At 74.1% G+C, this 19823-nt stretch carries 17 protein-coding genes and 1 pseudogene; 7 read left to right on the forward strand and 11 right to left on the reverse strand.

Annotated features, from left to right (window positions below; translation table 11 throughout):
• A pseudogene (locus tag C1I92_RS23400) lies at positions 1-225 on the forward strand (TetR/AcrR family transcriptional regulator); the annotation flags it as partial.
• Here C1I92_RS23400 and C1I92_RS23405 read toward each other — a convergent pair.
• From C1I92_RS23405 to C1I92_RS23445, 9 genes are all read right to left on the reverse strand, one after another.
• Entirely contained in the window at positions 215-1726 is a 1512-nt protein-coding gene (locus C1I92_RS23405; protein ID WP_111257064.1) for an FAD-dependent oxidoreductase, read from the reverse strand. The pseudogene C1I92_RS23400 and the gene C1I92_RS23405 overlap by 11 nt on opposite strands.
• A complete protein-coding gene (locus C1I92_RS23410) occupies positions 1723-3462 on the reverse strand; it encodes an alpha-amylase family protein (protein ID WP_111257065.1) in 1740 nt (579 codons plus the stop codon). The genes C1I92_RS23405 and C1I92_RS23410 overlap by 4 nt, the downstream gene beginning before the upstream one ends.
• Entirely contained in the window at positions 3459-4820 is a 1362-nt protein-coding gene (locus C1I92_RS23415; RefSeq protein ID WP_111257066.1) for a GH1 family beta-glucosidase, read from the reverse strand. The genes C1I92_RS23410 and C1I92_RS23415 overlap by 4 nt, the downstream gene beginning before the upstream one ends.
• The gene (locus C1I92_RS23420; RefSeq protein ID WP_111257067.1) at positions 4817-7315 is read right to left on the reverse strand and encodes a glycosyl hydrolase 2 galactose-binding domain-containing protein; all 2499 of its coding nucleotides are present in this window, start codon (positions 7313-7315) and stop codon (positions 4817-4819) included. The genes C1I92_RS23415 and C1I92_RS23420 overlap by 4 nt, the downstream gene beginning before the upstream one ends.
• A complete protein-coding gene (locus C1I92_RS23425; RefSeq protein WP_111257068.1) occupies positions 7312-8220 on the reverse strand; it encodes a carbohydrate ABC transporter permease in 909 nt (302 codons plus the stop codon). The genes C1I92_RS23420 and C1I92_RS23425 overlap by 4 nt, the downstream gene beginning before the upstream one ends.
• Positions 8217-9113, reverse strand: a complete 897-nt coding sequence (locus C1I92_RS23430; RefSeq protein WP_369124126.1) for a carbohydrate ABC transporter permease — start codon at positions 9111-9113, stop codon at positions 8217-8219. Before C1I92_RS23430 ends, C1I92_RS23425 begins: the two co-directional genes overlap by 4 nt.
• A 70-nt stretch (positions 9114-9183) precedes the next feature.
• Positions 9184-10584, reverse strand: coding sequence for an extracellular solute-binding protein (locus tag C1I92_RS23435; RefSeq protein ID WP_111257070.1), 1401 nt, complete (start codon positions 10582-10584; stop codon positions 9184-9186).
• Between the two features lie 256 nt (positions 10585-10840).
• Entirely contained in the window at positions 10841-11500 is a 660-nt protein-coding gene (locus C1I92_RS23440; protein WP_111257071.1) for an aspartate/glutamate racemase family protein, read from the reverse strand.
• Positions 11497-12375, reverse strand: a complete 879-nt coding sequence (locus tag C1I92_RS23445) for a hypothetical protein (RefSeq protein ID WP_111257072.1) — start codon at positions 12373-12375, stop codon at positions 11497-11499. The genes C1I92_RS23440 and C1I92_RS23445 overlap by 4 nt, the downstream gene beginning before the upstream one ends.
• Before the next feature lie 86 nt (positions 12376-12461).
• On the opposite strand from C1I92_RS23445, the gene C1I92_RS23450 reads away from it, so the two are divergent.
• Genes C1I92_RS23450 through C1I92_RS23460 form a run of 3 tightly spaced genes read left to right on the forward strand, consistent with a single transcriptional unit; the run spans position 12462 to position 15267 of the window.
• On the forward strand, positions 12462-13223 hold the full coding sequence (locus tag C1I92_RS23450; protein WP_158564248.1) for a DeoR/GlpR family DNA-binding transcription regulator: 762 nt from the start codon (positions 12462-12464) through the stop codon (positions 13221-13223).
• Complete coding sequence (locus C1I92_RS23455; RefSeq protein WP_146605257.1) at positions 13220-14668, forward strand: four-carbon acid sugar kinase family protein; 1449 nt, start codon at positions 13220-13222, stop codon at positions 14666-14668. Before C1I92_RS23450 ends, C1I92_RS23455 begins: the two co-directional genes overlap by 4 nt.
• Positions 14665-15267, forward strand: coding sequence for a class II aldolase/adducin family protein (locus C1I92_RS23460; protein WP_199521524.1), 603 nt, complete (start codon positions 14665-14667; stop codon positions 15265-15267). The genes C1I92_RS23455 and C1I92_RS23460 overlap by 4 nt, the downstream gene beginning before the upstream one ends.
• Here the strand turns inward: C1I92_RS23460 and C1I92_RS23465 are convergent.
• A complete protein-coding gene (locus tag C1I92_RS23465) occupies positions 15242-16168 on the reverse strand; it encodes an NAD-dependent epimerase/dehydratase family protein (RefSeq protein ID WP_111257075.1) in 927 nt (308 codons plus the stop codon). The two genes, C1I92_RS23460 and C1I92_RS23465, sit on opposite strands and share 26 nt — an antisense overlap.
• A 113-nt stretch (positions 16169-16281) precedes the next feature.
• Between C1I92_RS23465 and C1I92_RS23470 the strand changes: the two genes are divergently transcribed.
• The 3 genes from C1I92_RS23470 (at position 16282) to C1I92_RS23480 (ending at position 19229) form a co-directional block, all read left to right on the forward strand.
• Complete coding sequence (locus C1I92_RS23470) at positions 16282-16989, forward strand: TetR/AcrR family transcriptional regulator (protein WP_111257076.1); 708 nt, start codon at positions 16282-16284, stop codon at positions 16987-16989.
• 17 nt (positions 16990-17006) lie between these two features.
• Entirely contained in the window at positions 17007-18389 is a 1383-nt protein-coding gene (locus tag C1I92_RS23475) for an MFS transporter (RefSeq protein ID WP_111257077.1), read from the forward strand.
• A gap of 273 nt (positions 18390-18662) precedes the next feature.
• The gene (locus C1I92_RS23480) at positions 18663-19229 is read left to right on the forward strand and encodes an immunity 49 family protein (RefSeq protein WP_499798985.1); all 567 of its coding nucleotides are present in this window, start codon (positions 18663-18665) and stop codon (positions 19227-19229) included.
• On the opposite strand, the gene C1I92_RS23485 is transcribed toward C1I92_RS23480, so the two are convergent.
• A complete protein-coding gene (locus tag C1I92_RS23485; RefSeq protein WP_111257079.1) occupies positions 19213-19812 on the reverse strand; it encodes a short chain dehydrogenase in 600 nt (199 codons plus the stop codon). The two genes, C1I92_RS23480 and C1I92_RS23485, sit on opposite strands and share 17 nt — an antisense overlap.
• Between the last annotated feature and the right edge of the window lie 11 nt (positions 19813-19823).

Below are 19823 nucleotides of genomic sequence, written 5' to 3' on the forward strand. Positions count from 1 at the left end.
GCGCACCAGGTGTCCATGGATCACTTCCGCGCGGCCCGCGAGCAGCTGCGCGAGCTGGCCCGGGCCGCCGGCGCGGCCCGTCCGGACCAGCTCGGCGACCGCATCATGCTGATCCTCGACGGCCTCTACGTGAGCGGCTCGATCTTCGGGACCAGCGTGACCGATGACGCCGCCGACTTCGCCCGCGAGATCATCGCCGCGGCGACGGCGAGCGTCAAAGCGTGAGCACCTGGCCAGCATCGCGCAGGGCGTCCTGCAGCCGGGAGACGTCGATCGACTGCACCGGCCGGCCGGTCCGGGCCGCGTCGGCCGCGGCCAGCCCGGCGGCGTGGCCGAGCAGCTGGTACTGCACCTCCATCCGCACCGACGCGAACGCCACGTGCGACGCGGACAGGCAGACCGGGACCAGCAGGTTCGTGCAGTCGGCGTAGCGCGGCACCAGCGCCCGGTACGGGATCGGGTACGGCCGCACCGGCACCGACAGGTACCCCTCGGTGAACACCATGCCGACCGGCTGCGGATGCTCGGCCACCCAGCGCCACGTGCGCTGCACCTCGCGGACGTCGATGTGGTACGAGCCCATCGCCACGACGTCGTGCTGCGGCCGCGGCGCGGGCAGCAGGTCGTGCTCGGTCAGCACGTACTCGCCGAGCATACGGCGCGCCTCGCGGACGTAGAGCTGGTGCGGCAGGTGCCCCGTGTCGGCGAACTCGTCCGCCGCGTAGCCCCAGCCCGAGAGCTCCGACCGCACAGACGCGGGCACCGCCGGGTCGTGCGAGAGGAACCAGAGGAAGTCCTGCGCGTGGTGCAGGTGATGCAGCCGGATCCGCTCCCGCTCCGCCGCGTCGGCCGTCGGATACGCCCACGCCGACCCGTCCAGCACGCTCAGCGAGAACGGGCCGATCGAGTTGCCGTCGCACTTGCCGTTCGGCAGGTTCTGCTCCAGCCCGAGCAGCTGCCCGGCCGCCGCCTCGACGCCGTCGCGCCGCCACCGGTCGAAGATGCGCCGCCCCAGCTCCCAGTACGCCTCGTCATACCCGTCCCGGCGCGAGAACGGCACCCGATCCGGCGCGGTCGTGAGGCAGACCCGGTACCCGTACGACATCACGCCACCGTCGCCGCTCCCCACCGGCGCGAGCGGACGGTCGTGCAGCTGCGGCAGCAGGTCGTCGCCGTCGAACGGGGAGATCCAGGGCGGGACGGTGTGCCGGCCGGGCACCAGCTCCTGCCGCCCGGCGTACCGCTCGCCGTACAGCGACCGGTCCTCCCGTCCGACGGCGAACGGGACACCCGCGGCCGCGAGCAGGTCGCCCTCGTACGACGCGTCGACGAACACCGCGCCGGCCAGCGTCGACCCGTCGCCGAGCGTGACCGAGCCGATCGCGCCGTCGACCACCGAGGCCGACGCGAGAGCGGCGCCGAAGCGGACGTCCACCCCGGCCCGCTCCAGCCAGCCCCGGTAGATCGCCTCCGCGACGTGCGGCTCCGGGCCCGCATAGTGGCCGACGGGCACGCCGTACCAGTCGGCGATCGCCCGGCGCAGGTCGCCGGCCATCCCACCCACCACCCGCACGTCGCCGACATCGGTGTAGCCGAGCCCGCCGGACGTCATGCCGCCCACGTGCGACCCCGGCTCCAGCAGCACGACGGACGCGCCGGCCCGGGCGGCCGCGACCGCCGCGCACACCCCGCCCGACGTCGCGCCGTACACCACCACGTCGGTCATGCCCGGTACTCCGCCCACGTCCGCGCGACCAGCGCGAGGTCGTCCGCCGTCAGCTCCTCGCCGGAGTTGTCGATCGACTCCGCGTAGTACAGCGCCGGCACGCCGAGCGACGGCTGCGCCTCGACGTAGGCCCGCCAGGACGCGCGGTCCGGCATCGGCCACTGGTCGGTGTCGACGAGATGTCCGGGCAGCGCCGCGCGGGCCACCGCGTGCCGGAACCGCAGCTGCTCGACGACGGACACCGGCGCGCCGTCGACGTCGCGCTCCAGCACGTCGTTGAGCCGGATCATGTCGCTGACGTCGCCGAACGACGGGTGCGGCGTGTGCGTGACGACCAGCGCGTCCGGCTTGGCCGCCTTCGCCGCGGCGTGCATCGTGGCCAGCAGCGCGTGCAGCGCGGCGATGCCCCACGGCCCGTCGGCGGCGCGCAGCGACTCACCCGACGGCGCCCGCTGGGTGAAGTCGACCTTGAACCCGTCGGCGTCCAGCCCGTCCGGGCCGAGCAGCTCCGTGACGATCCGGGTCAGCCGGGCGCGGTACGCCGGGTTCGCGACGTCGGCGGCGACCGGGCGGCCGGCCGGGTCGGTGACGCACTCGTCCGCCGGCAGCCCGGCCGGGTCCCACGCCTTCCACCACAGCAGCACGCGACGGCCGGCGGCGTGCTGACCGGCGATCCAGCCGCGCAGGTCGGGCCAGTGATCGAGGTCGACCTCGCCGGTCCCGTACGCGGACTGCCAGCGGTCGTCGATGACGATCGTGCCGGGCGCGACGCCGGCCGCGCCGAGCACGCCGAGCAGCTCGTCGTACACGTCCTGCCGGGCCAGGTCCGCCGCCGGCGTCTCCGTGCCGGCGGCGCGGGCGCACTGCGCGCCCCACCCGCAGAAGATCGGCTCGGACCACCATCCGGCTCGTGGCCAAGCGTCCGCCGGGGCCAGCCCGTGCTCGACCAGGTCGGCCCGGTGGTCCGCGAGCGCCTGCCACGGGCTGTCCGCCGGCCGCAGCACCAGCGTCGGCGTGCGGAACGAACCGTCCACCGTGGTGTGCCCCTCGTAGTCCAGCCGCAGCAGGAAGCCGCCGTCCAGCGGGTCGTACCGGACGGCGGTCATGGTCAGCTCGCCGACCGGCGCGCGCAGCGACAGTCCCCACCACGGACCGTCCGGCACGTCGGTCGCGCCCGCCGCGAGCCGGGAACCCAGTGCCCAGCACAGTGGCGGCGGGGAGAAGATCCCGTGCAGCCGGCCAGGCTCCGCGTCGCCGACGACCCCCAGCGACGACGCGGCGGTCGCCGGGCGGACGACGCTCACCGGCTCGGTCGGAGTGGGGCTGAACACCGACGCGAACCGGATCGCCGACCGGAACGTGCCCGCGGCGCCGCTGGCCAGCACCGCCCGGCCGCCGAGCAGCGTGACGTCCGTGAGACGGCCGGCGCCCGACACCGTCGCCCACACCTCGACCGCGTCCGCGGTGCAGCGCACGTGCACCGCCTTGCGCTCCCACAGCGCGCTCGCCGCCTCGACGACGAGCTCCACCGCCTCCTCGGAGCGCGCGACGACGCGGACCGGCTCGATGGCGTACGACTCGTCCCGCCCGCCGGCGACGTCCAGGCTCGCCAGCAGCGACAGCTCGGTCCAGACCCGGCCGTCCGCGTCGCGCAGCACCGCCCGCGGCTGCGCCGGGTGCGGCTTCAGCCGATAGCCGGGGGCCACCACGGTGGTCCCGTCGACGGAAAGGGTCACGCGTCCTCCTCGATCCCGTCCAACCCGCCCGCGGCGACGATGCGGGCGTAGAGCCGGCCGGAGTCCTTCACCGTCCGCCGCCCGGTCGGGTAGTCCACGTGCACCAGCCCGAACCGGGGCCGGTAGCCCAGCGACCACTCGAAGTTGTCCAGCAGCGACCAGTGCAGGTAGCCGCGCACATCGGCGCCGGCCGCCATCGCCTCGCCCATCGCCGCGACGTGCGAGCGCAGGAACGCCTGCCGGCGCACGTCGCGGACCCGTCCGTCGTGCAGCGGCGCGTCGCCGAAGACGCCGCCGTTCTCCGTCACGACCAGCGGGAACGGATAGTCGCGGTGCAGCCGCAGCAGCAGGTCGCGGAACGAGTCCGGCGCGATCTCCCAGCCCTCGTCGGTGCGGGCGACGTCGCCGGACGGGCCGACGACCCGCCAGGGGAACGGCCCCGGTGGCGCGGCCGCCATGACCCGCCGCGTGTAGTAGTTCACGCCGAGGAAGTCGCTGCGGCCGCCGATCGCGTCCTCGTCGCCGTCGCGGATCTCGGTCAGCGGCCGGCCCAGCGCCCGCTCGTAGTGCTCGCGCATGTCGGCGGGGTAGCCGCGGCCGGCCAGCGGGTCGAGGTACCAGCGGTTCACGTAGCCGTCGGAGCCCCGGGCGGCCGCCGCGTCCTCCTCCGACGGCGTCGCGGGGTCGCACGGGAACAGGCTCAGCGCCGCGCCGACCTTGACGCCCCGGTGGGCGCGCAGCACGTCCGCGCCGGCGCCGTGTGCGAGCAGCACGTGGTGACCGGCGGCGACGGACGCGCCGAGGTCGCTCACACCGGGCGCGTGCAGCCCCAGCTGGTAGCCGAGCAGCGCGATGATCCACGGCTCGTTCTGCGTGATCCACCACTCGACCCGGTCGGCCAGCCGGTCCGCGACGGCGGTCGTGAACTCGGCGAACGCGTCGACCGACGACCGCGCGACCCAGCCGCCGTCGCCCATCAGCGCCTGCGGCATGTCCCAGTGGTTCAGCGTCAGCACCGGCGTCACGCCGCGCGCCAGCAGCGCGTCGACGAACCGCTCGTAGTGGTCCAGGCCGCGCGGCTCCACCCGGCCGCGGCCGTCGGGCATGACGCGCGACCAGCCGACGGAGAAGCGGTAGGCGGTCAGCCCCAGCGACGCGATCAACTCGACGTCGTCGGCCCAGCGGCGGTACGAGTCGCAGGCCAGCGAGCCGTCGCCGCCGCCCTCGACCGCGCCCGGCCGCCGAGCGAAGACGTCCCAGACCGACTCGCCCCGGCCGTCGGCGTCCAGGCTGCCCTCGATCTGGTAGGCCGAGGTGGCCGCGCCCCACAGGAACTCCGGCGGGAAGCGGAACGTCATGCATCCTCCAGGACGACGGGTTCGGTGTTCCACGATTCGAGCAGCAACCGGCGGGGGCCGGTGTCGTGCCGCCAGTCGACGGCGAACCGGCGCCGCTCGCCCGGGAGCAGCGGCCGCGGATCGCCGTCGACGAGCGCCCAGCCGGTCGACTCCGGCGGCCGGTCGTCGCTCAGTCGCAGCCCGACAACGGCGGGCCCGGCGAGGTGCGCGACCTCCACCGATTCGCCCCGATGTTCCACGTGGAACGAGATCTTCGCCGGCTCGAGGTCCAGCAGCGGCGTGAGGTCGGTCGCCGTCGAGAGCGGCAGGCACTCCCGGTCGACCAGCGCGCCGCCGGCGTCGGTCCAGGTCAGCTCCGCGAGCACCAGACCGGCCTGGGACGACGCGGTCAGCCGGCCGACTGGCCGGGGCACGCCGACGGGGTCAGCGACCGGCCACCGCTCCTCGGCCACGATCTCGCCGGAGACGGTGAGCAGCCGGGCGGTCACCGTCCCGCCGGCCGCGCGACCCGGCGACGACCACAGCCAGGCCTCGACGTCGATCGGTTCGCCCGCGAAGGCCAGCCGGGAGAGTCGCGCCGTCACCCGATCCGGCGCGAACGCCCGGGCGACCGCGTGGTACGCCGGCTTCGGCTCACCGGCGTGGTCGACGACGGCCGTGCACCACGCGTTCGGGTACGACTCCGCCAGCTGCCACGGCAGCACCATGCTGGCCCGAGGCCAACGTCGCCGGTCCGCCTCGACGGCGTACGCCAGGCCGTTGGCCTGCAGGAACTGGCTCGCTCGCCGGAACGCGTCCGGGCTGTCGAGACGTCCGCCGAAACACTCCTGGACCAGCGCCGCGTTGTTCCACCAGTCGCCGAGGTGCCGGTGGACCGGGTTCTCGCGGCCGACCGGCCAGCGGTCCTCCGGCGGGACCAGCGCCGTCCACAGCCGCCGGTTGGCCATGCCCTCGACGCCGAACTCGGTGTGCGCGAGTGCACTGCCGGAGTTGTAGAGCGCGTAGTGCGCGGTGAGCCCCTGGTGCTCCCACGGGCCGTGCACGTCGTGGCCACCGTCGCGGAAGTGGAAGGACGGCCCGGTCGGCGACGTCGGCAGCCAGGCCCGGCCCGGGTCCAGTCGCTCGACCTCGTCGCGCAGCGCCGTCAGTGCGGGGGAGCGGTCGTCGGCGAGCGGGCCGGCGTCGTCCTCCAGCTCGTTCCCGCCGCCCCACAGCAGCAGCGACGGGTGATGCGTGCGCTCCGGCACGACGGCGGCCGCCTCGGCCCGCAGGTGCTCGACGAACGCCGGGTCCTCCGACGGCGCGCTCTGCATGCCGGAGCTGGACTGGGAGAACTCCTGCCAGACGAACAGCCCGGCCCGGTCGCACGCGGCGTGGAACGACGGCGTCTCCACCAGGCCGCCGCCCCAGACCCGCAGCAGCCGCGCGCCGGAGCGCCGGGCCAGCTCGACCAGGTGCTCGACCTTCGCCTCGGTGATCTCGCCGTACAGCGCGTCGGCCGGCACCCAGTTCCATCCGATCAGCTCGACGCGGCGGCCGTTGACGACGGCCGTGTAGGGCAGCGCATCGGCCGGGGCGCCCTCGTTCGGCGCCTGCACGGCGTGCCGGAATCCGGTCCTGAGCCTGCGCGACGCGTCGTCCGCGCGCACGACCACCTCGTACAGCGGCTGCTCGCCGAGCCCGTTCGGCCACCACAGCGCCGGGTCGGGCACGACGACGGCGCCGGCGAACGCACCGGACGGGCCGACCTCCAGCCGGCCGGCCGCGACCAGGTCACCGTCGCGCCGGACCTCCACCGCGACCGTCGCCGACCCCGTCACGACGCCGGACACGACCACCGTCGCCGACTCCAGGTCCGCCGCGACCACCGGCCGCACCGACAGCGCCTCGACGTGCGCCGTCCCAGTCTCCAGCCGGACGCCGCGCCAGATGCCCTGGTGTACCAGCCGCGGGCAGAAGTCCCAGCCGTAGCCCATGCGCGGCGCGTGCAGCCGGACCCGGTCGGTGCGGCCGACCTGCGGCTCGGTCACCGGCGCCGGTTCGACGACGACCGCCAGCCGATGCGAGCCGCCGCCGGCCACCAGCGACGTCACGTCGAACCGGGCGGACCGGTACAGCCCGCCCACTCGGCCCACCCGCCCCCCGTCGACGAACACCGTCCCGCCCGGGTCGACGCCGTCGAAGCACAGCACGGCCCGGCCGTCCACCGCCGGCGCCATGAACGTCCGCCGGTACACCCACGACCGCGTGCTCACCCACTCCGCCGCCCGCGAGTTCCGCCCCACGTACGGCGACGGCAGCTCGCCGGCCCGGACCAGGTCACCGATCACGGCGCCGGGCACGCGGGCCGGGAGCCAGCCGGGCGCCAGCGCGGCGCCGCCGGCAGCGGCGCCCGCGTTGTTGCGCGCCGTGACCGGCTGGTCCACGTACCACTGCCAGGTGTCGCCGAGCGCCTCCCGCACCGACCACGAGCCACCGAGATCGACCGTCGTCACCCCTTGGTGCCAGTCGTCGCGATGCCCTGGACGAAGTGCCGCTGACCGAGGAAGAACAGGATGATCATCGGGATCGTCGTGATGACGCTCGCCGTGACCACGATCTCCCAGTGCCACTCACCGCCGAAGCCGTACTGGTCCAGCAGCGCCTTCAGCCCGCGCGGCACGGTGAAGTTGTCGCTGTCGCGCAGGTAGATCAACGGTCGCATCAGGTCGGTCCAGGCGGCCTGGAACTCGAAGATCAGCGTGATGATCAGCGCCGGTTTGCACAGCGGCATCGCGATCCGGGTGAAGATCTTCCAGTTGTTCGCGCCGTCGATCTTCGCCGCCTCGAACAACTCCCGTGGCAGCCCGAGGAAGAACTGTCTCAGCAGGAAGATGTAGAACGCGCTGCCGAACAGGTTCTGCGCCCACAGCGGGGTGAGCGTGTCGACCATGCCGAGGCTGTTCCAGATCAGGAACTGCGGGATCATCGTCACCGCGCCGGGCAGCATCATCGTCGCCAGCACGATGCCGAACAGGAAGTTGCGGCCGCGGAACCGGAAGTACGAGAAGCCCCAGGCGACCATCGCGCTGCTCACCGTCACCGTGACCGCGGCGAGTACCGTCACCAGGACGGTGTTCCACAGCCACAGCGCCATCGGCGCCTCGTCCCACACGTTCAGGTAGTTCTCGAACGTGAACGTCTCCGGGATGATCTTGTTGTCGAAGACCTCGCCGCGGGGCTTGAACGACGCGCTGAGCAGCCAGATGAACGGGTAGATGAAGACCAGCGTGGCCAGGATCAGCCCCGTCCAGATCAGCACCTTCGCCGGCGTGATGCGCCGGCGGCGCCGGGCCGGCCTGGGCCGCTTCTCCGGCTCCGGCGCCGCCGCCTCGGAATCGAGCCGCGTCTGCGTCGTCATCGCTGCTCACCCTCGTAGTAGACGAACCGGCGGCTGACCCTGATCTGGATCGCGGTGAAGATCATGATGATCACGAACAGCAGCCAGGCCATGGCCGACGCGTAGCCCATCTCCAGGAACTCGAACGCCTGCCGGAACAGGTAGATCACGTAGAACAGCGCGGCGTCGTTGCTGTACGTGGTGTTGCCGGAGCCGAAGAAGGCCGTGTACGCCTCGGTGAAGGTCTGGAACCCGGCGATGGTGTTCACGATGAAGATGAAGAACAGCGCGCCGCTGATCATCGGAACGGTGATCTTGCGGGTCTGCTGCCACCAGTTGGCGCCGTCGACGCGCGCGGAGTCGTACAGCTCCTGCGGCACGTTGCGCAGCGCCGCCAGCAGGATGATCACCGACGATCCCACCGACCAGAGGCTCATCAGGATCAGGCCGGGCTTCACCCAGTCCGGATCCGTGGTCCAGGCCGGTCCGTCGATGCCGAACCAGCCGAGCACGCCGTTGATCAGCCCGTCCTGCCCGTTGAACAGCAGCAGGAGCAGGATGCCGACGGCCACCGGCGGCGTCATCTTAGGCAGGAAGAACGCGGTGCGGAAGAACCCGGACGCCCGCCCGGCCTTGTCCAGCAGCAGCGCGAGCGCCAGCGACACGATGACGTAGAGCGGCACCTGGATGACGGTGAAGATGAACGTGTTCCACAGCGCCGTGGCGATCTTGGGGTCGCGGAACAGCTCCTCGTAGTTCTCCAGCCCGACGAAGTTGGGACTGTTGATCACGTCGTAGTCGGTCAGCGACAGGTAGCCGCTGTAGATGATCGGCCACGCCGTGAAGATCAGGAACCCGATGATCCACGGGCTGATGAACAGCAGCGCCGCTCTCGTCTCCCGCCGGCGCCCGATGCGGCGCGCCCGGGCCGCTCGGTCGTCACCGAGCGACCCGGGCGCGTGGACCTGCGTGCGGGCCAAGACGTCAGCCCTCTTCCTGATCCCAGGTCGACCACGCCTCGTCCAGTGCCGCCTGCGCCTCCTCCTGCGCCTGCGCGAGCGCCTCGGCCGGCTCCTGCTGACCGTTGAGGACGCGGTTGACGGCGTCCTGCCAGGCGGTCTTGAACTCGGCGTCGGCCGGGTTGGCCGGCAGCGTGAAGGTGGCCTCGTTGGCCTCGTAGGTGGCCGCGACGGCGTCGTCCCACTTCTGCTCGCCGCTCGGCGTCACGAACTGGTCCTGGATCGCCTGGTCGGCCTCGGCGTTGCCCGTGAGCAGGCCGGTGAACGGCTTGCCCTCGGCCTCGCGCAGGTCCACCCGGGCCTGGGCGGCGGCGATCCAGCTGTCGGTCTCGGTCATCGTCTTGATGAACCGGCAGGCCGCCTCCGGGTTCGAGCTGCCCTCCGGGATCGCCCACGCCGAGCCGGACGCGTAGGCCAGCGGCTGGCCCTCACGGTCGCGGACGGTGTCGTAGGCCATCGGGGCGTCCGGCGAGACGTCGTTGACGACGTTGACGTACCACTGCTCCATCGGCATCGCACCCAGCACGTTGGTGGCGAACTGGTTGCCGGCGCCGAAGAAGTCGGCGGAGTCGCGGTAGGCCTTGACGGCGCCGAAGCCGCCCTGGACGTCGTAGATGCCGACGGCCCACTCCAGCGCCTCGAGCACCTTGGGGTCGTCCAGCTGCGCCGTCCGGCCGTCCTCGGAGAGCAGGTCGGCGCCGTTGGCCTTGGCCCACAGCGGCAGGAACTCCGGCAGCTTGCTGTCGAACCCGATCACCGAGAGCGAGCTGCCGTCGCCGACGTACATCGCCTGGGTGGCGGCGGTGGCCGCGTCCCAGTCCGACCCGTTGACGTCGTCGAGCGTCAGCCCGGCCGCGGCCAGCAGGTCCGCGTTGGCCTGGGTGATCTGGACCTGGTTGAACTCCGGGATGCCGTAGACGCTGCCGTCGAAGGTCACCTGGTTCAGTGCCGGCTCGCGGTAGATCGAGGTGTCGATGCCCTCGCCGTCGATGCACTCGTCCAGCGGGATGATCGCGCCGCGGGAGGCGAACGTGCCGATCTGGTCGCGGTTCGCGTACACCAGCTCCGGCGGCTCACCGCTGGCGATGGCGGACAGGAACTGCTGGATGTCGAGGTCGCCCTCGATCAGGCTGACCGCCGCGGGCGCGATGGCCTCGCTGGCCAGGTCGAGCCGGGTCTGGCCGATCTCGTCGGTGGCGCCGAACCCCATGACGTTGAGCTCGCCGCTCAGTTCCGCCTCGGGGTCGTACACGGTGCCGCCACCGCTCTCGTCGTCGGACGAGTCGCTGGTGCCTTCTGCGCAGCCGGTGAACACCAGGCCGGCCGTCAGCGCCAATGCGCTCCACCTGACGGCTGCTGTCTTCATGAACCGTCCTCCACTTTCAGCGGGAGGGCGCCGGAGAACGACGCCCGAACGTCAGCAGCGACGTCCAAAACGGGAGCGTCGCGTCTTCGAGTACGCACCGCCCGGCCCATGCGGGGGACGGCCGGCTCCGCGCCAGGAGACCGGGTCTCGCCCGATGTGGCATCGTTGCCATGTGAGAACGTACCCACACTCGGTACGGTCGTCAACGGGTTCGCCCTAACGAAACGGAAACGCACGGTGTCTTCCCTGGTCATCGTCAGTTTGCGAGGTCGGCGAGACGGCGGGCGGCCAGTTCGGGGGAGCTGAGCACCGTCGCCGCTCCGGCGTCGATACCGTCCGCGGCGGCGGCCATCGACGCCTGCGCCAGCACGACGACGTCGGCGCGCGGCGCCCAAGCGGCGATCGCGGCCGCGACCAGCTCGTCGTGCCGGCCGATCGCGCCGTCCTCGCGCACCCGCCCGGCGCCCTCGACCACGTCGACGTCGACCGTCACGGCGACGCCGGCCTCCTCCGCGCTGCGCTGCAGCAGCCGCCGGGTCGGCCCGGTCGTGGACGCGAGCGTCGCGAGGACGGCGATCCGGCCGCCGTCGCCGGCCAGCTCGACGGCGCGGTCGGCCATTCCCTGGTCCACCCGCAGCACCGTGGCGCCGGTCGCCTCGCGCACCTGCTCGGTCGCCTCACCGAGCGTCGAGCAGGTCACCAGCACGCCGGCCACGCCACGTCCGTGCAGGTGGGCGACGTGTGCCGCCAGCCGGTCGACCAGTTCCGGCGTGATGTCGCCGGCCATCGCCGTCCGCAGCAGCCACGGGTCGACGACGTGGATCAGCTCGACATCCGCCGGGACCGCCGCCGTCACGAGGTCCTGGAACGTCGCCGCCAGCGCGGGGACCGTGTGGACGAGTCCGAGCCTGGTCACTTCTTCTCCCACCACGGTGTCGCCTGCTCGTCGACGACCTCGGTGAGCCGCCGCAGCCGGGGCGCCGACCGCGCCGCCAGCTCCGTCAGCGGGCCACCGACCACGTCGCTCCAGAGCGCCCGGCCGGCCAGGAAGCCGGAAGCGCCGGCGCGGCAGGCGGCCTCGACGGCGGCCGGGAAGCGGTCCTGCGGGACGCCCTGCGAGAGGACGACCCAGGGTCCGGTGACGGCGGCGTCCAGCTCCTGGCAGGCCTCGGCCAGTCCGGCCGGCTCGCCCGCGCCCGGCACCTGCGCCTTGTACAGGCTGGGGCCGAGGACGGACAGCTCGCGGGCGGCCTCGACGATGGCGGCGTTCAGGTCCCAGGCGCCGTTCTCCAGTTCGGCCGGCGTGGCGCGGACCACGGGTTCGAGCACGGACAGCACGCCGCGATCCCTTGCGCGTGCGATGAACTCCCGCGCCAGCTCGACCCGGCGTTCGCGCAGCTCGTCCCGGCGCCAGATGATCAGCAGCTTCACCGCGGCGACGCCGTCCAGGTCGCTGTTCGCGGTGAAGGCCGGGTCGAGCGCGGTCTCCTCGACCGGCCCGCCGTCCTCCTGCGTCAGCGCGTCGACGGCGAGGATCAGGCCGCAGCCGTCCGGCAGCAGCCGCTCGCGCCGCAGCTCGTCGAAGCCGTAGTGCCGGTCGATCAGGAAACCCGAGGCCAGCGGGCCGAGTTCGCGCGCGACCGCCAGCTTGAACTCCGTCAGCACGTCGTCCGGCGGGCGGCCCGCGCCGGCGGCGTCGAACATCGTGCGCAGGCTCTCGCGCTGGTCCATGGCGACCATCGCGAGGCCGCCGCCGGGACGGGCCAGCGCGTCGAGGGTGGGTTCGCTCATGACTCGAGTTTGTTCGAAGTCACACACATTGCGCAAGGAATGTTTGATTCTTGACATTCTCGGTGACGGGGCGGTTGGCTGAACCCGTGCGCTACACCGACGCGCCGCGCCGGCGGGACGAGCTGCTGCGGCGGCTGCGCGCGGCCGGCTACCTGTCCGCGACCCACGCCGCGGCCGATCTCGACGTCTCCGAGATGACCATCCGGCGCGACCTGGGCCAGCTCGAGCTGGACGGGCTGGCGGTGCGCGTGACCGGCGGCGCGCGGCTGCCCGACGGCGACGGCGTCCCGTTCGAGCTGCGCACCGACCGTTCCGCCGCGCAGAAGGCGGCGGTGGCGCGGGCGGTGGCGGCGCTGCTGCCTCCCGATGCGACGGTCGCGCTGGACTCCGGGACGACGGTCGCGCGGCTGGCCGAGCTGCTGCCGGCCGGGCTCACCGTCGTCACGCACTCGGTGCCGGTGCTGACGGCGTGCGCGGCGCGGCCGGATCTGCGGCTGATCGGGCTCGGCGGCGTGTTCAACCCGGCGACGCGGTCGTTCGGCGGACCGGCGGTGGGTCGCGCGCTGGAGGACATCGCCGTCGACCTCGCCGTCCTGTCGGCGACGGCGGTCGGGCCGTCCGGCGTGTTCTGCGCCGACCCCTACGACGCGGAGACGAAGCGGGCCCTCGCGGCGGCGTCGCGTTCGGTCGTGGTCGCGGCGGACGGGTCCAAGCTGGCGGCACGGGCGCCGATCCGGTTCGCGCCCCTCGACGCGGTGTCGACGCTGGTCACGGACTCGTCTGCGGACGATGCCGCCGTGCGGGCGCTGACGGCGGCCGGTCTGCACGTGGACGTGGCGGGCGGATGAGCGGAATGCTCCTCGGCGTCGTCGCCGACGACGTGACCGGCGCCTGCGACCTGGCCGGGGTCGTGACGGCGGCCGGGCTGCCGACGTCGGTGCTGCTCGGCCCGCCGTCGCCGTCGGACGTCCCCGCCGGCGGCGCCGCCTGCGTCGTCGTGGCACTGCGGTCCCGGACGGCGCCGGTGGAGGACGCCGTCGCGGAGTCCGTTCTCGCCGGACGGTGGCTGCTGGCGCACGGCGCGCACCGGCTGTACCAGAAGTACTGCTCGACGTTCGACTCGACGGCGGCGGGAAACATCGGCCCGGTCGCCGACGCGCTGGCAGCGCTCGTGGGCGGCCGCTCCGTCGGCACGCCCGCGACGCCCGCCGTCGGCAGGACCGTCTACCAGGGCCACCTGTTCGTCGACGGGCGGCTGCTGTCGGAGTCGCCGCTGCGCGACCACCCGCTCACCCCGATGACCGACTCCGACCTGGTGCGGCTGCTGTCGGCGCAGACGGAGCGCACGGTCGGGCTGGTGCGCTGGCCGGCCGCCGGAGTGCCCTCGGGCGAGACCGCGGATCACCTGCTACTCGACGCACTCATCGACGCCGACCTCGACCGCCACGCCGCCGCCCTCGCCGCCGGCGACGACCTCCTCGGCGGCGCGTCCGGGCTGGCCGCCGCCCTGGCCCGCCACTGGGCCGCGGGTTCGGGTGGCGCGGTGGCCGATGCGACCACGCCGCCGCCTGTCACCAATAGCCCTGCTGCCACTCGCCCTGCTGCCGGCGCGGCCGCGGCACTACCAGCCGAGTCGGCGAGTGGTCCGGACACCGGATCCGGCGCCGCACGTGGGCAGGTCCCGCCCGGTTCGGGTGGGACCCCACCCTACGGGCGGGCACCGACACTCGACGCCACGTCGACCGGACCGGCGGCCGGGCTCCCGGTCCTGCCGGCGGGCGGCGGCCGCGTGGTGCTGGCGGGCAGCTGCTCAGCGCGGACCAGGGAGCAGATCGCCACGTTCTCGGGCCCGGTCGTCCGACTCGCCGTCGACGACCTCGCCGCGGACGCCGCTCGGGGCGTCGCGGCCGCCGTCGAGGCGACGCTCGCGGCACTGGCCGAGGACCCGGACCGGCCGGTCCTCGTCACCACCTCACTCGCGCCCGACGAGCTGCGCGCGGTCCAGGACCGGCACGGCCGCGACCGGGCCGCCGCGCTGGCCGAGGACGCGCTCGGCGCCGTCGCGCGGGCGGTGGCCGAGGCCGGCGTGCGGCGGTTGATCGTCGCCGGCGGGGAGACGTCCGGGGCGGTGACCAGGGCGCTCGGCGTCCGCCAGGTCCGCGTCGGCGACCAGGTCGCTCCCGGCGTGCCGTGGACCATCAGCACCGGGCCGCGGCCACTGGCGCTGCTGCTGAAGTCGGGCAACTTCGGACCGCCCGACCTGTTCACCACCGCCTGGGAGGTGGGTCCGTGACCGTGGCCGAGGTCGAGTCGCTGGTGGCCGCGTGCCATCGGCTGGCGGCGCTGGGACTGTCGCCGGGCGGGTCGGGCAACGTCAGCGTCCGGGTGGGCGCGCAGGTCTACGTCACGCCGACCGGCGGCGCGCTGAGCCGGGTGACGGCGGCCGACCTGGCGGTGCTGTCGCTCACCGGCGAGCCGCTGTCGGAGGCGAAGCCTTCGAAGGAGTTCCCGCTGCACCTCGCCGCCTACCACGTGCGGCCAGAGGCGCGGGCGATCGTGCACCTGCACTCCGTCCATGCCGTCGCCGTGGCCTGCCTTGACGAGCCGCTGCCGACGCTGACGCCGTACCAGGTGACGCGGCTCGGCCCGCTGCCGCTGGTCCCGTACGCCCCGCCGGGCAGTGCGGCGCTGGCCGAGAACGTCGCCGCCGCGCTGGCCGACCACCATGCGGCGCTGCTGGCCAACCACGGCAGCGTGGTCGCCGCCGGCGCCGTCGACGTGGCCGCGGACCTCGCCGAGGAGCTGGAGTCGGCCGCACAGCTGGCGCTGCTGCTGCGCGGACTGCCCTACCGCAAGCTGCCGGCCGTCAGCGGGCCGCCTGCCACCAGCTGACCGTCGCCGCCATCCCCTCGGCCAGCGGCGTGGGCCGCTGGCCGAACGTCGCCTGGAAGTCGGACGAGTCCAGGACGAACGGGCGGTCGAACTGGTAGCGGGTCTCCTTCAGCTCGCGCATGATCGGGACGGCCAGCCCCATCGCGTCCTGCGCCCAGTACGGCAGCCGCCGGATCCGGGCCGGCGCCGTGCCGGCGAGCGCGGCGGCGTGATCCGCGAGCTCGCGGGCGCTGACCGGCGGCGCCGTCGGGACGTGCCAGGCCCGGCCGTACGCGCGCTCGTCGCTGCCGGCGGTGGCCAGCGCGGCCGCCACGTCGTGGACGTACGTCCAGCTGCGGGCCACGCCGGGATCGTGCAGGTACGTGGCCGGCTTCCCGGCCAGGATCGGCGGGAAGAAACGGTCGCCGACGTGGCCCTGGTCGCGCACGCCCGGCCCGTAGTAGTCCGACGCGCGCAGCTCGGTGACGCGGACCCGCCCCGCCTCGTGCGCCGCCAGCGCGTCGGCCCACATCCGGGCCCGGACCTGGCCCTTCACCCCGCCACCGGTGAGCGGCAGGTCCTCGGTCATCGGCCCGTCGACCGCGCCGTACGGGTAGAGGTTGCCCAGGATCGTCAGCACGGCGCCGGTCGACTCCGCGGCGCCGAGCATCGCAGCGGCCAGCGGCGGCCAGTCCTGCGTCCAGCGGTGGTACTGCGGGTTCGCGCAGTTGTAGAGGACGTCGGCGCCCTTCGTGACCTCGGCCAGGCGGGCCTGGTCCGCGGCGCTCGCGGCGACCTTCGTCACGCCGTCCGGGCCGGAGCCGGACCGGCTGACCACGACGACCTCGTGTCCGCCGGCCAGCAGGCGCTCGGCCAGCAACCGGCCGATCTGCCCCGCTCCGACGATGACGTGCTTGCTCATGATCCGCTCCTCTGTGTCCAGTGCTCCATTTCGAGAGCAATGCTCTCTCTTTGGGTCGACGAAGTCAAGAGCAGTGCTCTCGATTTGGTGCGCCGCTCTGATAGAGTCTCGGCATGAACGCCGGACGGACCGCACGGGAGCGCGCCCGCGCCGAGCTGACCAGGGAGATCGCCGAGATCGCCCGGCGACAGCTGGGCACCGAGGGCGCCGGCGGGCTCAACCTGCGCGCGATCGCCCGCGAGCTGGGCATGGTCTCGTCGGCGATCTACCGGTACTTCCCCAGCCGCGACGACCTGCTGACCGCGCTGATCATCGACGCCTACAACGCCGTCGGCGAGGCGGTCGAGCGGGCCGACGCCGCGTGCGAGCAGGACGACCACGCCGGCCGCTGGCGCGCCGTCTGCCACGCCGTCCGCGACTGGGCGCTCGCGCATCCGCACGAGTACGCGCTGATCTACGGCTCGCCGGTGCCGGGCTACCACGCACCGGCCGATACCGTCGGCCCGGCTGTCCGCGACACCGTGGTCTACGGCCGCATTCTGACCGACGCGCATGCGGCCGGCGCGCTGAACCACCCCGACGGCTTCCCGCCGGCGCCACCGACGTTCGCCACCGACGCCGACCAGATCCGGCAACTGATGCCCGGCCTCCCCGACGACGTCGTCGCGCGCGCCGTCGTGGCCTGGACCGGGCTCTTCGGCTTCCTCAGCTTCGAGCTGTTCGGCCAGTTCGCCAACGTCGTCGAGGACCGCGCGACGCTGTTCGACCACGAGGTCCGCACGCTCGGCCGGCTGATCGGGTTTGACCTCGAGTCCGCTTGAGGTTGCAGCATCGGACGATGCCGTCCTCGCTGTTCAGCCGTCAGTACCTGCCGTTGGCGATCGGCGCGGTCGCGCTGGTGACGCTCGGGGCGTTGGAGAACCGGGCGGTCGGGACGGCACTGCCGACGCTGGTGCGCGAGTTCGACGCCGTCAGCAGCTTCGGATTGGCCACCGCCGCGCCGATCGCGACCTACGTCGTCTCGCTCGCGCTGGCCGGGCTGTGGGCCGACCGGTCCGGCCCGGTGCCGCCACTGCGGGCCGGCGCCGTGATGTTCGCCGTCGCGCAGGTGCTGGTCGGGACGGCCGCGGGAATGCCGCAGGTGATCGCCGGGCGGCTGCTCAGCGGTCTCGCCGAAGGGCTGATCGACGTCGGGATCATGGTGCTGATCGCGCGGGCGCTGCCGGAGGCGCTGCGGCCGCGGATGTTCTCGCTGTTCGCGGCGGCCTGGGTGCTGCCGTCCGTCGTCGGGCCGTTCCTCACCGGGCTCGTCACCGAGTGGATCGGCTGGCGGTGGGTGTTCCTCGGCGCGCTGGCGGTGCTGGCGCCGGTGTGGGTGCTGCTCCGCCCGGCGCTGCGGACGCTGCCGCCGTCGGAGGACGGACCGGCGGAGCCGCACACCGACGCGGCGCGGCGGGCGGTCGTGCCGTGGGCCGTCCTCGCGGCGGCGGTGGTGTTCGGGCTGTCGCTGGCCGGGGAGCAGCTGGCCGGCAACACCGTGCCGGCCGTCGCGGTCGTCGTCGTGGGCGCCGCCGCGGCCGGTCTCGCGGCGGTCCGGCTGCTCCCGCCCGGGACGTTCCGGGCGCGGCGCGGCCTGCCCGCCGTCGTGGCGCAGCGGGCGTTCGCCGCGGCCGCGTACGCGGGCGTGGGCTCGTGGCTGCCGTTGCTGCTCACACTGGTGCACGGGTTCACGGCGACGACGGCCGGCGTCAGCCTGTCCATCACCGGGGTCATGTGGGCGTTCGGCTCGTGGCTGCAGGGCCGTGACCACGGCCGCGCGCCGGAGGTCGTCCTGCGCGCCGGACTGGCCGCGATGACCGCCGGGCTCGCCGTCACGACGCTGCTGGCCTGGCCGGCCCTGCCGCCGGTGGTCGGGCTGCTCGGCTGGGCACTGGCCGGCGTCGGGATGGGGCTGACGTCACCGGTGCTGTCGCTGCTGATCCTGGCCGGGTCGGACCGGACCAACCAGGGCCGCAACGTCAGCGCCGCACAGCTGGCCGGCTCGCTCAGCACGGCGGCGGTGCTCGCGGTCAGCGGTGCGGCGGTCGCCCTGACGTCGCCCGGCCCGGCGACGTTCGCGGGCATCCTCGTGGCCGGCGGCATCGTCGCGCTGGCCGGGCTGCTGACCGCGGGCCGCGTCGTCGACGACCGGCCCGCTACCGTCGGCACGTGGACGTCATAGAGCGGCACCGGCCCCGGACGGTCGCACCAGGACCTCTCCGACCAGCTGGCCGACCGGACGGGTGAGCTGACGCCACTGACGGCGAGCCTGCCGGAGCGGCCGGGGAACCTGGTCGAGCTGGGCGCCGAGGCGCTGGCCGTCGCCGGGCTGCGGGCGCTGCTGGGCGGCGACGTCGCGACGCCGCTGCGGACGGCGGCGCGGGCGCTCGGCGCGGCCGGTGCGCTGCTCGGCGCGGACGCCCCACTGAGCGTCGACCTCGGCGAGCAGGGAGCGGTGACGGTGCCGCCGCCGGCCGCGCGACCCGCCGGGCTGACGCCGCGGACCCTGGTCCAGGCCGCGCATGCGGCGCTGGCCACCCGCGACGCCGTCGCGCTGGAGCTGATCGCGGCGGCGCCGGTCGACCGGACGACCCGCGAGCCGGTGCCGGCGGAGGACGCCGCGTACGGGCTGGCGCACGCACGCGGCCTGCAGGCCCTGCTGCGCGGCGACGCGTCGGGCAACAACCTGCTGCTGGCCGCGCTCCAGGGCTGCACCGGCGCCGAGCCGCACCCGGCCGCCCGCGACTACGCGCTGTTCGTCGTCTCGCCGGAGATCGAGCTGACCCTGCTGCACCTGGCGCCCGACGGGGAGCAGTTCGACCGGGCACTGACCAACGCGCTGACGCTGCACCGTCGCTACTGGACCGAGGTCGAGGCGAATCCCGGCGAGCCGCAGGACGCCGACCCGGCCGGGTTCCTCGCGCTGGGGCCGCTGGCCTGGACCGCGCTGCGGCACGACCACGCCCTGCCGACGGCCGTGCGGTCGGACTATCTTCCGGCGTCGGTCATCGCGGCGCCGTGACGGGCACCACCTGACCCTGCGCCGACCCCTCGACGAGGTCGGCGTAGACCCGGGCCAGCTCGGCCGCCGGCACGCCGGGCTCGGGATCCCAGCCGAACGCCGCCAGCGACTCGCGCACCCAGCCCGGCGCGACCAGGTTGAGCCGCAGCCCGCGGGGCAGCTCCAGCGCCGCGGCCTGGACGAACGCCGCGAGCCCGGCATTGACCAGCGCTCCGAACGACCCGCCCGGCAGCGGCTCGACGAACGTGCCGCCGGTCAGCGTGATCGAGCCGCCGTCGTTCAGCCGGCGCGCCGCCGCCCGGGTCAGCCGGACCTGTCCCAGCAGCTTCCCCGGCAGCCCGGCGGTGAACTCCGCATCGCCGGACTCGACCAGGTCCGCCGTCGGCGCGTTCGCCGCGCAGCACACCACCGCGTCGACGCCGGGCACCGCGTCGAACAGCGCCGTCACCGTCGCCGGGTCGCCGACGTCGACCACGACCGGGCCGCGCCGCGAGGCCGCGACCACCTCGTGCCCGCGTGCGGTCAGCTCCGCGGCCACCGCCGACCCGACGACGCCGCTGGCCCCGATGACCACGATCTTCATCCGTCGCTCCT

Origin of the sequence: Jiangella anatolica (assembly GCF_003236295.1) — a bacterium.
GTDB classification, from domain to species: Bacteria; Actinomycetota; Actinomycetes; order Jiangellales; family Jiangellaceae; genus Jiangella; species Jiangella anatolica.

Coding starts and splice junctions, on each gene's coding strand:
- C1I92_RS23405 (WP_111257064.1), bottom strand. CDS start 1,726: ATGACCGACGTGGTGGTGTACGGCGCGACGTCGGGCGGGGTGTGCGCG.
- C1I92_RS23415 (WP_111257066.1), bottom strand. CDS start 4,820: ATGACGTTCCGCTTCCCGCCGGAGTTCCTGTGGGGCGCGGCCACCTCG.
- C1I92_RS23425 (WP_111257068.1), bottom strand. CDS start 8,220: ATGACGACGCAGACGCGGCTCGATTCCGAGGCGGCGGCGCCGGAGCCG.
- C1I92_RS23435 (WP_111257070.1), bottom strand. CDS start 10,584: ATGAAGACAGCAGCCGTCAGGTGGAGCGCATTGGCGCTGACGGCCGGC.
- C1I92_RS23445 (WP_111257072.1), bottom strand. CDS start 12,375: ATGAGCGAACCCACCCTCGACGCGCTGGCCCGTCCCGGCGGCGGCCTC.
- C1I92_RS23455 (WP_146605257.1), top strand. CDS start 13,220: ATGAGCGGAATGCTCCTCGGCGTCGTCGCCGACGACGTGACCGGCGCC.
- C1I92_RS23465 (WP_111257075.1), bottom strand. CDS start 16,168: ATGAGCAAGCACGTCATCGTCGGAGCGGGGCAGATCGGCCGGTTGCTG.
- C1I92_RS23470 (WP_111257076.1), top strand. CDS start 16,282: ATGAACGCCGGACGGACCGCACGGGAGCGCGCCCGCGCCGAGCTGACC.
- C1I92_RS23475 (WP_111257077.1), top strand. CDS start 17,007: ATGCCGTCCTCGCTGTTCAGCCGTCAGTACCTGCCGTTGGCGATCGGC.
- C1I92_RS23485 (WP_111257079.1), bottom strand. CDS start 19,812: ATGAAGATCGTGGTCATCGGGGCCAGCGGCGTCGTCGGGTCGGCGGTG.